The sequence below is a fragment of the Halomonas sp. KX33721 genome (assembly GCF_001596805.1).
Lineage (GTDB): Bacteria > Pseudomonadota > Gammaproteobacteria > Pseudomonadales > Halomonadaceae > Vreelandella > Vreelandella aquamarina.
Genome location: NZ_LVIA01000028.1, coordinates 23,653 through 36,804, shown reverse-complemented (window position 1 = coordinate 36,804; position 13,152 = coordinate 23,653). Strand labels below are relative to the sequence as shown.

General features: G+C 59.6%; 11 protein-coding genes. 9 read left to right on the top strand and 2 right to left on the bottom strand.

Translation table 11 applies throughout. From position 1 onward, the window contains the following. Positions 1 to 7: 7 nt before the first annotated feature. The 8 genes from trmD to A3220_RS11235 all read left to right on the top strand — a co-directional run bounded on the left by trmD (position 8) and on the right by A3220_RS11235 (position 8,331). Complete coding sequence (gene trmD / locus A3220_RS11270) at positions 8 to 784, top strand: tRNA (guanosine(37)-N1)-methyltransferase TrmD (RefSeq protein ID WP_058579728.1); 777 nt, start codon at positions 8 to 10, stop codon at positions 782 to 784. Positions 785 to 936: 152 nt separating this feature from the next. Next, positions 937 to 1,293: a 50S ribosomal protein L19 gene (gene rplS, locus A3220_RS11265; protein WP_054640811.1), complete on the top strand. Its 357-nt coding sequence runs from the start codon at positions 937 to 939 to the stop codon at positions 1,291 to 1,293. Between the two features lie 105 nt (positions 1,294 to 1,398). Then, positions 1,399 to 2,280 carry a site-specific tyrosine recombinase XerD gene (gene xerD, locus A3220_RS11260; protein WP_062374897.1) on the top strand — a complete coding sequence of 294 codons (882 nt, stop codon included), beginning with the start codon at positions 1,399 to 1,401 and terminating at the stop codon, positions 2,278 to 2,280. Then, positions 2,255 to 3,046 (top strand): DsbC family protein, encoded by a 792-nt coding sequence (locus A3220_RS11255; RefSeq protein ID WP_044629619.1) that lies wholly within the window; start codon positions 2,255 to 2,257, stop codon positions 3,044 to 3,046. Before xerD ends, A3220_RS11255 begins: the two co-directional genes overlap by 26 nt. Positions 3,047 to 3,131: 85 nt before the next feature. Beyond that, entirely contained in the window at positions 3,132 to 4,448 is a 1,317-nt protein-coding gene (locus A3220_RS11250) for a homoserine dehydrogenase (protein WP_044629618.1), read from the top strand. Positions 4,449 to 4,451: 3 nt separating this feature from the next. After that, positions 4,452 to 5,840 (top strand): threonine synthase, encoded by a 1,389-nt coding sequence (thrC, locus tag A3220_RS11245; RefSeq protein ID WP_058579709.1) that lies wholly within the window; start codon positions 4,452 to 4,454, stop codon positions 5,838 to 5,840. A gap of 6 nt (positions 5,841 to 5,846) precedes the next feature. After that, the gene (locus A3220_RS11240) at positions 5,847 to 7,643 is read left to right on the top strand and encodes a DHHA1 domain-containing protein (RefSeq protein ID WP_062374895.1); all 1,797 of its coding nucleotides are present in this window, start codon (positions 5,847 to 5,849) and stop codon (positions 7,641 to 7,643) included. Positions 7,644 to 7,713: 70 nt separating this feature from the next. After that, positions 7,714 to 8,331, top strand: a complete 618-nt coding sequence (locus A3220_RS11235; protein WP_062359474.1) for a YitT family protein — start codon at positions 7,714 to 7,716, stop codon at positions 8,329 to 8,331. Between the two features lie 88 nt (positions 8,332 to 8,419). On the opposite strand, the gene A3220_RS11230 is transcribed toward A3220_RS11235, so the two are convergent. Beyond that, on the bottom strand, positions 8,420 to 10,933 hold the full coding sequence (locus A3220_RS11230; RefSeq protein ID WP_062374893.1) for a heavy metal translocating P-type ATPase: 2,514 nt from the start codon (positions 10,931 to 10,933) through the stop codon (positions 8,420 to 8,422). Then, positions 10,906 to 11,352, bottom strand: coding sequence for a MerR family DNA-binding protein (locus tag A3220_RS11225; protein ID WP_062374908.1), 447 nt, complete (start codon positions 11,350 to 11,352; stop codon positions 10,906 to 10,908). Before A3220_RS11225 ends, A3220_RS11230 begins: the two co-directional genes overlap by 28 nt. A 267-nt stretch (positions 11,353 to 11,619) precedes the next feature. On the opposite strand from A3220_RS11225, the gene A3220_RS11220 reads away from it, so the two are divergent. Continuing rightward, the gene (locus A3220_RS11220) at positions 11,620 to 12,972 is read left to right on the top strand and encodes an outer membrane protein transport protein (protein WP_062374891.1); all 1,353 of its coding nucleotides are present in this window, start codon (positions 11,620 to 11,622) and stop codon (positions 12,970 to 12,972) included. Positions 12,973 to 13,152 lie beyond the last annotated feature (180 nt).

Genomic DNA, 13,152 nt, shown 5'->3' with positions numbered 1-13,152 from the left:
ACCAGCGATGTGGATTGGTGTGGTATCGCTGTTTCCTGAGATGTTCGATGCGATTACCCAGCAGGGCGTGATCGGTCGGGCGGTAGAGAAACAGCGCATTGCCCTAGAGTTTTGGAATCCGCGGGATTATGCCACCGACCGCCACCGCAGCGTGGACGATCGCCCCTATGGCGGCGGCCCCGGTATGCTAATGAAGGTAGACACCCTCCGGGCGGCTATCTTTGATGCTCGCCAACGTGCCGAGCAGGCAACCGGTCTCACGCCGACGGTGATCTACCTATCGCCCCAAGGGCGCCGGTTAGATCAGCAGGGCGTTCAAGTGCTCGCCTCGGCAGGCCCTCTTGTAGTGGTTGCCGGGCGCTATGAAGGCATTGATGAGCGCGTGGTGGAGAGTGACATCGATGAAGAATGGTCGATTGGCGACTATGTGCTGAGTGGCGGTGAGCTGCCCGCGATGGTGCTGATCGACGCAGCGGCAAGGTTGGTACCCGGCGTGCTGGGCCACCAGGATTCCGCTATCGAAGACTCGTTTAATGACGGCTTGTTAGACTGCCCGCACTATACCCGTCCTGAAGTCATCGACGGGCGCCAAGTGCCTGAGGTGCTGCTAAGCGGAAATCATGCAGCCATCAAGCGCTGGCGGTTAAAGCAGTCGCTGGGGCGTACCTGGCAGCGTCGTCCTGATCTGTTAGCAGGGCGAACCCTTAACGCCGAGCAGCAAGTGCTGCTAGACGAGTTTATCGAGGAACACGCTCTGTCCGCTACGTTGGGTAAAGCGGAGTAGGCAGAGCGGCGGTGCAGGACGGATACAGTAGTAAGCTTACGTACCTGCGTCACCCATAACGACTCCCGCGTAGCTCGCTTCGAGCGCCGGGATCACGGTTTGCCCCTTCCACGACTGCGTGGCAAGCCATTACGTTATTTAGGAGTATGAAGATGAGCAGCAAGAACAAGGTGATCCAGGCGATCGAAGCCGAGCAAATGAGCAAAGAGATTCCTGCTTTTGCACCGGGCGACACCATCGTCGTTCAGGTTAAAGTAAAAGAAGGTACTCGTGAGCGTCTGCAGGCGTTTGAAGGTGTGGTCATCGGTAAGCGTAACCGCGGCCTGAACTCCGCTTTCACCGTACGCAAAATCTCCCACGGTGTTGGCGTTGAGCGTACCTTCCAGACCTACAGCCCGCTGGTTGACTCTATCGAAGTCAAGCGTCGTGGTGACGTTCGTCAAGCCAAACTGTACTACCTGCGTGAGCGCAGCGGTAAGTCGGCGCGTATCAAGGAAAAACTGGCTTAATCGCCACTTTTTTCACGGGCGCACGGCGCTCGGATACGGAAAACCCCGTCACCGCTTTGCGGGGCGGGGTTTTTGTTTGTCGCCTTGCAGGGAGACCGTTAGCCTATGAGCGTGATTGATGCTTATCTGGATGCTCTGTGGTTAGAGCAGGGAGCCAGCGACCATACGCTAGCGGCCTATCGTCGCGATTTAGCCGCTTGGCAGCAGCAGCTTGAACGCGATGATGAAACGTTGCTCACGGCGTCCCCCGCGCGGTTTGGCGCTTGGATGGAGCAGCGCCGCGAGCAGGGCTATCAACTGCGCAGCAATGCCAGAATGCTTTCGTCACTGCGCAGTTTTTATCGCTGGGCACGACTGTATGGTCATATCGACAGCGACCCGCTGGCCAACGTGTCGCTCCCCAAAGTGCGCCCCAGCCTGCCCGATACGTTGGAAGAAGACGAGGTCGAGCGCCTGCTGCTGGCCCCGGATGTGGGCACGCCGCTGGGTGTGCGTGATCGCACCATGCTGGAGCTGCTTTACGCCTGTGGGCTGCGGGTGTCTGAGCTTGTTGGCCTGACCGGCGATGCAGTCAACTTGCGCCAGGGGGTGGTGCGCGTGCGCGGCAAAGGGGATAAAGACCGCCTAGTGCCCATGGGGGAGGAGGCCGCCGAGTGGCTAGCGCAGTACTTAAAAACGGCGCGGCCAGCGTTGATGCAGGACCCAACGCGCCCAGCGCTGTTCCCCGGGCGAGGCGATAACTCAATGACGCGGCAGACATTTTGGCACCGTATTAAAGCCCACGCCATCACGGCAGGAATATCGCGGCCGCTGTCGCCTCACACGTTGCGCCACGCATTCGCGACTCATTTATTGAATCATGGGGCTAATTTACGGGTCGTACAGCTGCTGTTAGGTCATAGCGACCTATCCACCACACAAATTTATACTCACGTTGCCCAGGCGCGCCTGGAGCAACTGCATGCTGACCACCATCCACGAGGTTAATCAAAGAATGCGCCAACGTATGCCCTCAGCTGCGAAATCCTGTGCCCCCTGGCTGGTGCTGGCGGGCAGTTTACTGCCTGCTTTTGCCTACGCCGATGATGTTGCCGAGCGCTTGGCTGAAAATTTACAGGTGAACGGCCAGCCGATGCCGGTAGAGCAGGTGAGCGCCACGCCGATGGAAGGGATCTATCATGTTCGTCTGGAGAGCGGTGAGTCGTTTTACTCCAATGCCGACGGTAGCCACTTTTTGGTAGGGGACCTCTACCAAAATGCGGATAATGGACTAGTGAATCTGACCGAGCAGTCCCGCAACCAAGAGCGAGCAGCGGCGCTGGCAGCGATTCCCGAGAGCGAGCGCGTCGTGTTTAGGGGCGTCGAGGAGCCCAAGGCCACGGTGGTGGTGTTTACCGACCCCACCTGCCCCTATTGCGAGCGCCTCCATGAGACCGTGCCCGAGCTCAACGAACGTGGGATTGCGGTACACTATCTCGCTTTTCCACGAGCTGGTATGGGCAGTGGCGCCGCTAACACCCTCCAGCAAGTCTGGTGCTCTGATAACCGCAGTGAAGCGATGAATCAGGCTAAAGAGGGCCAGACGATTGCCGCAGAAGCCAGCTGCGATAACCCGGTGGCAGATCAGTACGCCTTGGGGCAAGCGCTAGGGGTGCAAGGCACGCCAGCTATTATCCTGCCCGATGGGCAAATGGTGCCTGGATTTGTACCCCCCGAGCGGCTCGTTGCCATGTTAGGCTTGGAAGATGAATAACGTCACATAAGTGACGAACGGACACGCTGAGACACTGATTTAAGAAGCGGCACCCGCGGGTGCCCAACACGAAAGGGGAAGTATTTTGAAACCGGTAAGAGTAGGCATTTGTGGGTTAGGCACTGTGGGTGGCGGCACCTTCAACGTATTAACGCGCAACGCGGATGATATTAGCCGCCGCGCAGGCCGCCCGATTGTGATTGAGCAGGTTGCCCACCGCAGTATTCATCCCGACTGCGATATTACCGGCATTAACGCGACATCCGATGTCTTCGAGGTGGCGAACAACCCCAACGTAGATGTGCTGGTCGAGCTGATTGGCGGATACGATATTGCCCGCGAGCTGGTGCTCACCGCGATTGCCAACGGCAAGCACGTGGTCACCGCCAACAAGGCGCTGATCGCCGTTCACGGTAACGAGATTTTCCGTGCGGCCCATGAAAAGGGCGTGATCGTTGCCTTTGAAGCCGCCGTCGCGGGGGGGATTCCCGTCATCAAATCGCTGCGTGAAGGCCTGGGTGCTAACCGTATCGAGTGGGTCGCGGGCATTATCAACGGCACCGGTAACTTCATTCTGACTCACATGCGCGACGAAGGCCGTGCCTTTGAAGACGTATTGGCCGAGGCCCAGGCGCTTGGCTATGCCGAAGCCGACCCGACGTTCGATGTGGAAGGCATCGATGCCGCCCACAAGCTGACCATCCTGGCCTCGATTGCCTACGGCGTGCCGTTGCAGTTTGAAAAAGCTTTCACCGAAGGGATCTCCCGCATTACTGCCGAAGACGTGGAGCAGGCCGACAACCTCGGTTACGTCATCAAGCATCTGGGGATCTCCAAGCGTACCGATCAAGGCCTTGAGCTGCGTGTTCACCCCACGTTGATTCCCAAAGAGCGCCTGCTGGCCAATGTGCATGGTGTGAAAAACGCCATTGCGGTCATGGGCGACGCGGTTGGCCCCACGCTGTATTACGGCGCGGGTGCGGGTGCTGAGCCAACGGCGTCTGCCGTGGTGGCGGATCTGCTGGACGTGGCCCGCGACATCGCCACCGACCACCACTACCGCGTGCCTTACCTGGCGTTTAGCGGCATCGACGAAGACGTGAGCCAGCTGCCGATTATGCCGATGGAAGAGATCACCACGGCTTACTACCTGCGCCTGCTGGCGGTAGACCGCCCCGGTGTGCTGGCCCGTGTAGCGACCATTCTGGCCGAGCAGGGCATCTCCATTGAAGCGCTGATTCAGAAAGAGGCCACCGAAGGCGAGCTGGTACCGATCATTCTGCTGACGCATCGCACCAAAGAGAAGCAGATGAACGAAGCGATCCGCGAGATCGAAGCCATGGCGGATATTGCAGGCCCCGTCACGCGTATTCGCGTAGAAAGCCTGGACGAAGGAGAGTAACCGATGCGCTATATCAGCACGCGTGGGCAAGCCCCCGCGCTCTCTTTCGAAGAGGTGGTGCTTACCGGTATGGCCAGCGACGGCGGCCTCTACGTCCCGGAAACGCTGCCTGAGTTCTCCAAAGAAGAGCTGGCCGACATGGCCGGGCTCTCCTACGCCGAGATCGCCTTTCGGGTGATGAAACCGTTCGTCAATGGTGAGATCGACGACGAGACCTTCCGCCGTTTGGTGACCGAGGCGTACGCCACGTTCAACCACGACGCGGTGGTGCCGTTAAAGCAGCTGGATGCCAGCCACTTCCTGTTAGAGCAGTTCCACGGCCCGACGCTGGCGTTTAAAGACGTGGCGCTGCAACTGTTGGGGCGACTGCTGGATCACTTCCTGAAAAAGCGTGGTGAACGCGCGGTGATCATGGGCGCCACCTCTGGTGACACAGGCTCTGCGGCCATCGAAGGCTGCCGCCACTGCGACAACCTCGATATTTTCATACTGCACCCCCACAACCGCGTCTCCGAAGTGCAGCGTCGCCAGATGACCTCGGTGCTCGCCGACAACGTCTTTAACATCGCCATTGAAGGCAACTTCGACGATGCCCAGGCGATGGTCAAGGCCAGCTTTGCCAATCAAGGCTTCTTGAACGGCACGCGGCTTGTGGCAGTGAATTCGATCAACTGGGCGCGCATCATGGCCCAGATCGTCTACTACGTGGCCGCAGGCGTGGCCTTGGGTGCGCCCCAGCGGGAAGTGAGCTTCTGCGTGCCCTCGGCTAACTTCGGCAACGTCTTTGCGGGCTACATGGCCTACAAGATGGGCCTGCCGGTGAAGCAGTTCATCATTGCCACCAATGCCAACGACATCCTGCACCGCACGTTGGCGGCTAACGACTTCTCCAAGAAAGAGCTCGCAGCCACGCTGGCACCCTCTATGGATATCGTCGTGTCGTCCAATTTCGAGCGCCTGCTGTTCGATGCCTACGACCGTGATGGTGCCGCCGTGGCAGCTCTGCTGGAACGCTTCCAGCAAGAGCCTACTGCGCTTGCCGATGCGCCGCTGGCCAAGCTGCGCGAGAAGTTCGCCAGCTACAGCGTCGATGACGAGACGATTCTGGAAGTGATTCGGGAAGCGCATCATCGTACCGGTGAGATTCTCGATCCGCATACGGCGACCGGCTACCGAGCGGCCGAGCGGGCACGTGTAGACACCTCCACGCCGATGATCACCCTGGCCACCGCCCACCCGGCGAAGTTCGCCGAGGCAGTGGTGAAAGCGGGCTTCCAGGGCGTACCGCTGCCGACCCACATGGACGACCTGCTGGAGCGCGAAGAGCGCTATACGGTGTTGCCCGCAGAATTGAGCGCGGTCCAGCAGTTCGTCGCTGACAACCGTCGCTGAGGTGATATGACCCAAGTGTCACCCCTTTCTCAGCAGAGTAACCAGCCCCGCCTAGAGCCTCGTCCCCTGGACGAGGCTGTTTATTTGCGTGCGCAATCCGAAGGGCTGAGCGAGCTTCAGGCAAGGCTTTTGGCGTCGCGGCTGCCCGGCTATACCGGGGAGCTTGCGCCGCTGGTGTCGCCCAGCCTGCGCTATCTCGTGCATCCTGAAAAACTTGCCGATGGTCGCCGAGCGGCGGAGCGGATTGCCCAGGCGGTCGCCGAGGGCGAGTCCATAGGCATTCTGACCGACTACGATGTGGACGGCATCACCTCTCACGTGGTCATTCGGCGTACGCTGGTCGAGCTATTTGGCGTGCCCGAGCACAAGCTACACAGCTTAATTGGTCACCGCATTCACGACGGCTACGGCATCAGCCTGCCGCTGGTGGAGCGAACGCTGAGCTTAAAACCGCTGCCCACGCTGGTGATTACCGCCGACTGCGGCAGTTCTGACGAGCCGCGCATTGCGCGGCTGAAAGCAGCCGGTATCGATGTGGTGGTCAGCGACCACCATGCGCTGCCCCTGGAAGGCCCACCGCCCTCGGCGTATGCCTGCGTGAACCCGACCCGCAGCGACTGCCACTACCCGGATAAAACCATTGCGGGCTGCATGGTGGCGTGGCTGCTGATGTCGCTCGCCCGCGGCGTACTGGTAGAGTGGGGCGTATTGCCTGAGGCCACGCCGAAGCTCTCACCGTGGCTCTCCTACGTGGCGTTAGGCACCGTGGCGGACTGCGTCTCGCTAGGCGGAAGCCCCGCCAATCGAGCGGTGGTCAGCCATGGCCTGACGCTAATCAACCGCATGGACGCCGCCTGCTGGCGAGCCATGGCCGCGCGCTTAGGGGCCGACAGCGTGCCCTTCAATGCCGAAACACTGGCGTTTCAGATGGGGCCGAGAATCAACGCTCGCTCGCGATTGGACGACCCCTACGCGGCGCTGCACTTCATGCTGGCCGAGAGCGACGGCGTCGCGAACCGGCAGCTTGAGGTGCTGGACCAGGATAACCAGTCCCGCAAGGCGATTGAGGCGGACATGGCCGAGGAGGCGTGGGCGCTCGCCGCACCTGCTTTGGAAGCCAACGAGCCTGCCGTCGTGGTGCTGCTGGAAGATGGCCACCCCGGCGTGCAGGGCATCGTCGCTTCAAGGCTGGTGCAGGCCTACGGACGCCCAGCCGTGGTGCTTACGCGGGCGGCGGCACCCAATATGCTTACCGGCTCCGGCCGCTCTATTGACGGGCTGCATTTACGGGACGCACTACAGCGCACCTTTGAGCTTGCCCCAGAGGCGCTGCCGCGCTTTGGGGGCCACAGTGGCGCTGCAGGCGTGGGCGTGCCACGGGAGCAGCTCGACACCTTCAAAGCCGCGTTTTTGCAGGCGGTCGGTGAGCAGCTGGGCGATACACCGCTCTACCCGCGTCTGTGGACCGATGGCGAGCTCTCGACCGCCCAACTCTCGCTGGCGACGCTGGTGGAAATCGAGACGTTAGGCCCCTACGGGCGGGAGTTCGACCCGCCGTTATTTGAAGGGCGCTTTATTGTGGAAGCGCTGCGCCCGGTGGGTGCAGAAGGTTCGCACCTGATGATGGAGCTCTCCATGGGGGCCGTCACCAGCAAAGCGATTTGGTTTCGCGCGCTCACACCGGGGGAGTTGCCCTCGTTTAGCGTGGGCGATACGCTGCACTGCGCTTACAAGCTCAATCGCAACCGCTGGCGCGGTCGCGAGTCATTGCAGCTCATGGTGGAGCACGCTAGCCCCGTTTAATACTCTCCGCTATCCTCGCGTCCTTGGCCGCTTAAGCGGCCGCTCTAATAATCCTAAAAAGGACGCACTCATGCGCATGGAAGACCTGCCTAAAGACCCTCACAAGCCCTACGAAGACATCATGGCGATGCTGTTGGGCACGCTGTTTGTGGCGCTAGGGGTGACGTTTTACACCCACGCGGTGCTGCTCACCGGCAGTACCGCAGGGATGGCGCTACTGCTCAATTACCTGACCGGGTGGGGATTTGGCGTGTGGTTTTTTGCCATCAACCTGCCGTTTTACTATCTGGCGATCAAACGCATGGGGTGGAGCTTTACGCTGCGCACCTTTGTCGCCATTGGCTTGGTCTCGCTGTTCTCCGAGCTTACTCAGGGGTGGGTCGAATTTGCCAACGTGCCGTCGCTCTACGCGGCACTGATGGGCGGCGCATTGATGGGGATTGGCATGCTGATGCTGTTTCGCCACCGCACCAGCCTCGGCGGTATCAACATTCTTGCCCTCTACCTGCAGGATAAACATGGCCTGCGGGCAGGCTATGTGCAGCTCGGCATCGACGCCGTGATCCTGCTGGTGGCACTCACCCAGCTACCGCTAGACCGTGTAGGCTACTCGGTGTTGGGGGCGCTGATGCTCAACTTGATTATCGCCCTGAACCACAAGCCAGGGCGTTATATCGGGGTTAGCTAGCCGTGATGACGTAAAATCAGCTAGTTAAGCCAAAACCACCAGACGATCAAGCCAATGATGGCAATACCCGCAAGGTTGATCAGTAAACTCATACGGCCTCCTGCTGGGTGGGCTTCCATAACCGTAGGCGGTTGGCGTTGCTGACCACGGTGATGGAGGAGAGCGACATGGCCACGCCGGCAATGATCGGTGACAGCAACATGCCGGTTACGGGGTAGAGCACGCCAGCGGCAATCGGGATGCACAGCACGTTATAGCCAAACGCGCCGATCAGGTTCTGCTTGATGTTAGAGAGCGTGGCACGGCTCAGTTCAATCGCCGTGGCCACGCCGTGTAGTGAGCCGCGCATCAGCGTAATACCGGCGCTCTCCATGGCGATATCGGTACCCTGGCCAATGGCAAAACCCACGTTGGCGCGGGCCAGCGCGGGGGCGTCGTTAATACCGTCGCCCACCATGCCGACCACTTCGCCCGCCGCTTGGCGGCGCTCAATTTCTGCATGCTTGTCGTCAGGCGTCATGCCTGCCTTGAACTCGCTAATGCCTACCTCGCGGGCCACCGCAGCGGCGGTATGCTCGTTATCGCCAGTCAGCATCACAACGATTAACCCATCGTTCTGCAAGCGCTTCACGGCGGCAGCGGCATCTTTGCGCAGCGGGTCGCTAACGCCGAAGAGGGCGGCCAGCTTGCCATTCACCGCTAAATAAACCAGCGAGCGCGCCTTGGCTTCCAACTGGCGAATGCTCTCGTCTGCTGGGGAAAGGTCGACGCCAGACGCTTCCAATAAGCGCGCATTGCCTAGCAGCAGCGTGTCATTGGCTTGGCTGGTGCCTTTAACACCGCCGCCGGTCACGCTATCAAAGCTAGCCAGCGTATCAGGACGGGCGTCGTGCTCTTCGGCGTAGGCCGTCAGCGCTTTGGCAAGGGGGTGCTCCGAGCGGCTCTCTAGGGCGGCCACCCAGGCCAGCACTTGGGCGCTATCATCGTGCAGCACCGTTGCCTCGGTCACACGAGGTTTGCCTTCGGTCAGTGTTCCCGTTTTATCGACGACCAGTGTGGTCAGGCGGCTCGCGGTTTGCAGCGCTTCGCCGCTACGCACCAGCACGCCATGCTCGGCGGCTTTGCCCACGCCAATCATGGTAGAGATCGGGGTGGCCAAGCCCAGCGCGCAGGGGCAGGCGATAATTAGCACGGTAGTAGCAGTAACCAGCATATGAATAGCCACCGGAGCGGGTCCGAGGTTGTACCAGGCAAGGGCCGTTAGCACCGCAATAATCATCACGGTGGGTACAAATACGCCTGATATTTTATCGGCCAGCTCACCAATCGGCGGGCGGGAGTTTTGTGCGCTGGCCACCTGCTCGGTAATGCGCCCCAAACGGGTATCGCGGCCGATGCGCGTGGCGCGGTACACCAAGCTACCGTTACCGTTCACCGTGCCCGCGCTTACGTCATCGTCCGCTGTTTTATGCACGGGCACCGGTTCGCCGGTAAGCATGGATTCATCGATATAGCTCTGGCCGTCGAGCACTACGCCATCCACCGGCAGCCGCTCACCGGGGCGCACGCGAATATGGTCATCCAGCGCTACATCGTCCACCGCGATTTCTTGTTCAACGCCGTCGCGTATCACCCGGGCGGTTTTCTCCTGCAGGTCGAGCAGCCGTTTAAGGGCGCTGCTGGTGCGACCGCGGGCTTTGAGCTCCAGTGCATTGCCCAACAAAATCAGGCCGATCACCATGGCAGAGGCTTCAAAATAGATGCCGTGAGCCACCTCAGGCAACCAGGGGGCAAAGAGCACCACCATCATGGAGTAGAGCCAGGCGGTGCCGGTACCCATGGCCACCAGGGTGTCCATGTTGGCTTGGTGGTGCTTGAGTTGTTTCCAGGCGTTGGTGAAAAAGTGCCGCCCAGGAAAGGCCAAAATAGCCAGCGTCAGCAGGCCAATCACCAGCCAATACAAGCGGCCGGCGCCCATGGGGTGTGGGTGATAGACGAACATGCTCAGCATCAGTGGAATGGCGAGGGAGAGCGACAGCACGCTGCCCTTGAGGCGCTGGCGGTAGGTAACGGCCTCTTGCGCCTCGCGAGTGCGCTCGGCTTCACGTATATCCACAATCGGTTCGGCGCGATAGCCTGCCTCAGCAACGGAGGCCATTAGCGCATCAGGCGTTGCACTGCCTGTAACTTGGGCAGTGTGCGTGCCGAAATTCACCGAGGCGCTGTTCACTCCAGGCGTGTTGGCCAGCGCCTTCTCAACGCTTTTCACGCAGCCCGCACAGGTCATACCGCTAATCAGCAGGCGCAGTTGGGGCGCATCCACGGGAGCGCTCTGCGATTCAGCGGGTTCAGGTGCGTCGGGGTGTGGTGCGTCACTCGCGTCGTCGCTGGGTGGGTAGCCCGCTTCGTTGAGCGCACTATCCAGCGCTTGATCGTCAAGGGAGCTGGTCACTTCCAGACGCTTTTCTGCAGGAAACCCTTCCACTTGGGCGGCCGGGTCCTGGGCTTGAATCGCCTCACGCATGCGCTTAACGCAGCCCTGGCAGTTCATACCCGGCACGGTGCGTATCAGCATCACGGTTTGCTCGGTGTCGTGCTGCATGGGGCCTCCTCAGGAAAACTTTCGATTAAGCGGCACAGGCTATGGCCGTCGGGGGTGCCGTCGGGCATGTCGCGCCAGCTCTCCAGTGCCTGCTCCATACGCTCGGCAAGTGCCTCTAGCTCGGCAATCCGCGCGCGTATTTGCGGCAGCCGGTGGGCAAGCAGATCGCGCACTAGCGGGCAGGGGGAGTCGCCTTGGTCGGCATGGGCCAGAATGTCGCGGATTTCCGCCACGCTAAAGCCCAGCTTTCGCGCCCGCTGAATAAAGTGCAGCCGCTCAAGGTCGGTGGCTGAAAAAAGTTGATAGCCATTATCAGGGTGGCGTGTGGGCGAGAGCAGTCCTTCGCGCGTGTAGTGGCGAACGGTCTCAGCAGTCACGTTGCCACGTTTGGCAAGTTCGCTCACTTTTAAGTCGTTCAGCACTGTTTTTCTCCCAGGCCGCCATCTAATGTTATTTAAAATAGTGTAAAACCTATGGGTAACCCATAGGTCAAGCGTGCGCGTCAGCATCAGTCAAAATGACTAAAACACTGATTTAAAACGGTCGTGCGACTAATGTATAAGTAAAAAACAAAATAAAACGCTCGTTTGCCCTTGAACCAAACCCTACATTGGGCGAAAACTGAGGTGTAGGAACAACGCGGGTGGATGGCACAGTCCGCCGGATCATCGGGAGAGAGGCCCACAATGCATAATAACTTCAAAAAACTAACCCTAGTGGCCGCGGTAGCAGCAGTTGCTTTTGCTAGCCAAGCCAACGCAGGCGGATATCAAATCAACGAGCAGAGCGTCAGTGGGCAGGGGTACGGCCATGCGGGACGTAGCTCAAACGTCAACGACGCCACCATCGTGTTCGGTAACCCGGCGGGTATGTCGTTCCTCGACCGCGCCCAGATTACAGCGGGTGGTACTTTCCTAAGCGTCGATACGGATATTAGTAATGTCTCGGCGAACCGCACATTAGATGCCGGTGTTGCTCAAGGCGGTGCCCCCGTCGGTACTCAGGTGCCTATCGGTGCGATTCCTGGAACGAACGATGGCGATATGGTGCCGGGTACGCTGGTGCCCTTTGCGTTCTATGCTCACCCAGTCAATGAACAACTGGCGTTTGGGTTTGGCGTTTACGCACCGTTCGGTTCTAAAACCGAGTACGAGGATACGTTCCAGGGCCGTTATTTTGGTGATTACACCGAGTTACGTGTGGTGAGTGCGCAGCCAACAGTGTCTTACCGCTTTAATGAGCAGTGGTCGGCGGGTATTGGTATTACTTACAATCAAGTGGAAGGTGAGCTGCGTCGTCAACTGCCGTCCAGCGCAGCATTTAACGCGGCGGGTGATGTGGACTCACGGGTCGAAGGTGACGACGACGGTTGGGGGTATAACCTAGGCGTCATTTATCAGCCGGTGCCAGAAACGACCCTTGGTCTAACCTATCGTTCAGCGGTTGATTACGAATTGGAAGGCACCTTCCAGGCCACAGATCCGCTCGGCAATGTAGTGCGTGCCGATACCGCTAGCTTGGATTTGACCACGCCTGAAACGGTTAACTTCTCGCTAACTCAACAAATGACCGACCGCCTGAAGCTGATGTTCGGCGCATCATGGGTGCGTTGGAGCCAGTTTGAAGAGATCTCAATCATTGGTAGCCAAGGTAACGAAATTACCAACGAGCAGCAAAACTACTCAAATGCCTGGGCCTTTGCCTCTGGTGGTGAGTATCAGTTAACGCCGACGTTAGCGCTGCGCGCTGGCGTAACGTTAGATTTCACGCCTACCAACGACCAAGACCGCAGCGTACGTATTCCCTCTGATGAGCGTCGTATCTTCTCTGTCGGTGCTGGCTGGAGCCCGACCCCCGATCTGACGCTGGACTTCGCCTACTCCTATCTCACCGAGCGCAGCACCTTTGTTGAGCAAGATCGTCAAGACTTGCTTGCCAGTGCTCAAACCGGTGGTGTGCCCGTCGGCGGTGCCACTTACTCTGCCGACTACAAAAACCAAGCTCATGGCTTTGGTGCTCAGCTGACCTATCGGTTCTGATCGGCTGCTCGCGCTTACTGATCGGTTTTCGACCTACTGACCCGGCTTCGGCCGGGTTTTTTACGTGAGCAACGAAGGGCTGGGTGGGTGCGGTATGCGCTGGGTTTCGCTACAATGCGTGCCAGAATTCCGCCGCTGGGCTGGCTCGCGAAGGTGTTAAACGCCAAGCGGTGAGTCACC

Coding starts and splice junctions, on each gene's coding strand:
- A3220_RS11255 (WP_044629619.1), top strand. CDS start 2,255: ATGCTGACCACCATCCACGAGGTTAATCAAAGAATGCGCCAACGTATG.
- thrC (WP_058579709.1), top strand. CDS start 4,452: ATGCGCTATATCAGCACGCGTGGGCAAGCCCCCGCGCTCTCTTTCGAA.
- trmD (WP_058579728.1), top strand. CDS start 8: ATGTGGATTGGTGTGGTATCGCTGTTTCCTGAGATGTTCGATGCGATT.
- rplS (WP_054640811.1), top strand. CDS start 937: ATGAGCAGCAAGAACAAGGTGATCCAGGCGATCGAAGCCGAGCAAATG.
- A3220_RS11240 (WP_062374895.1), top strand. CDS start 5,847: ATGACCCAAGTGTCACCCCTTTCTCAGCAGAGTAACCAGCCCCGCCTA.
- xerD (WP_062374897.1), top strand. CDS start 1,399: ATGAGCGTGATTGATGCTTATCTGGATGCTCTGTGGTTAGAGCAGGGA.
- A3220_RS11230 (WP_062374893.1), bottom strand. CDS start 10,933: ATGCAGCACGACACCGAGCAAACCGTGATGCTGATACGCACCGTGCCG.
- A3220_RS11235 (WP_062359474.1), top strand. CDS start 7,714: ATGCGCATGGAAGACCTGCCTAAAGACCCTCACAAGCCCTACGAAGAC.
- A3220_RS11220 (WP_062374891.1), top strand. CDS start 11,620: ATGCATAATAACTTCAAAAAACTAACCCTAGTGGCCGCGGTAGCAGCA.